The organism is Methylobacterium sp. WL8 (assembly GCF_008040045.1).
Taxonomy (GTDB): domain Bacteria; phylum Pseudomonadota; class Alphaproteobacteria; order Rhizobiales; family Beijerinckiaceae; genus Methylobacterium; species Methylobacterium cerastii.
Genome location: NZ_VRVF01000180.1, coordinates 1 through 1,405 on the forward strand (window position 1 = coordinate 1; position 1,405 = coordinate 1,405).

General features: G+C 70.6%; 1 protein-coding gene. It reads right to left on the reverse strand.

Annotated features, from left to right (window positions below; all coding sequences use genetic code 11):
* The coding region (gene dxs / locus FV234_RS25770) for a 1-deoxy-D-xylulose-5-phosphate synthase (RefSeq protein WP_246686317.1) at nt 1–1,405 on the reverse strand (1,405 nt) is incomplete at both ends.

The following is a 1,405-nucleotide window of genomic DNA, read 5'->3' on the forward strand; positions in this document are numbered from 1 at the left end:
TCGCCGCGCGGGTAGCGCAGCGCGATCGGGCCGGAATCGTGCGCGTGGCAGGTCGCCACCATGTGCACCAGCTCGGCCTCGTCGGCCGCCGCCATCACCGTCATGTTCGGCAGGCAGCACAGATACGCCAGGTCGAACGCGCCCGCATGCGTCGCCCCGTCCGCCCCCACCAGGCCCGCCCGGTCGAGGGCGAAGCGAACGGGAAGGTTCTGCAGCGCCACGTCGTGGATGACCTGGTCGTAGGCCCGCTGCAGGAAGGTCGAGTAGATCGCCACGAACGGCTTGTAGCCCTCCGTCGCGAGACCTCCGGCGAACGTCACCGCATGCTGCTCGGCGATGCCGACGTCGAAGGTCCGGTCGGGATGCGCCTTGCCGAACAGGTCGATGCCGGTGCCGCCCGGCATCGCCGCGGTGATCGCCACCACCTTCTCGTCGGCGTCCGCCGCCTTGATCAGGCTCTCGCCGAACACCCGCGTGTAGGCCGGCGCGTTGGCCTTGGCCTTGGTCTGCACCCCCGAGAGCACGTCGAACTTCACCACGCCGTGGTAGCGGTCGGCCGACGCCTCGGCCGGGGCGTAGCCCTTGCCCTTGCGCGTCACGACGTGCAGCAGGATCGGACCCTGCTCGCTGTCGCGCACGTTCTTCAGCACCGGCAGCAGGTGGTCGAGGTTGTGCCCGTCCACCGGCCCGACGTAGTGGAAGCCCATCTCCTCGAACATCGTGCCCGAGCCGACGATCAGCCCGCGGGCGAACTCCTCGGCCTGCGCCGCACGCTGGTAGATCGCCTTCGGCAGCAGCTTGCCGAGCTGCTTGGCGGTCTCGCGCAGGCCGCGATACGCCCCGCCCGACGCCAGGCGCGCGAGGTAGGCCGACATCGCGCCGACAGGGGGCGCGATCGACATGTCGTTGTCGTTCAGGATCACGATCAGCCGCGAGTGCAGCGCGCCGGCGTTGTTCATCGCCTCGTAGGCCATGCCCGCCGACATCGAGCCGTCGCCGATCACCGCGATCATGTTGCGGCGCTTGGGCGCCTCGTGCCCGCGCGCCTTCTCGGCCGCCGCGTGGAGATCCCGCGCCACCGCCATGCCCAGCGCCGCCGAGATCGAGGTCGAGGAATGCGCCGCCCCGAACGGGTCGTACTCGCTCTCCGAGCGCTTGGTGAAGCCCGACAGCCCGCCGCCCTGCCGCAGCGTCCGCATCCGGTCGCGCCGGCCGGTCAGGATCTTGTGCGGGTAGGCCTGGTGCCCGACGTCCCACACGATCCGGTCGTCGGGCGTGTCGAACACGTGGTGCAACGCCACCGTCAGCTCGACCACCCCGAGCCCGGACCCGAGATGCCCGCCCGTCACCGACACGGTCTCGATCATCTCAGACCGAACCGCCTCCGCAACCGCCGGAAGGTCGC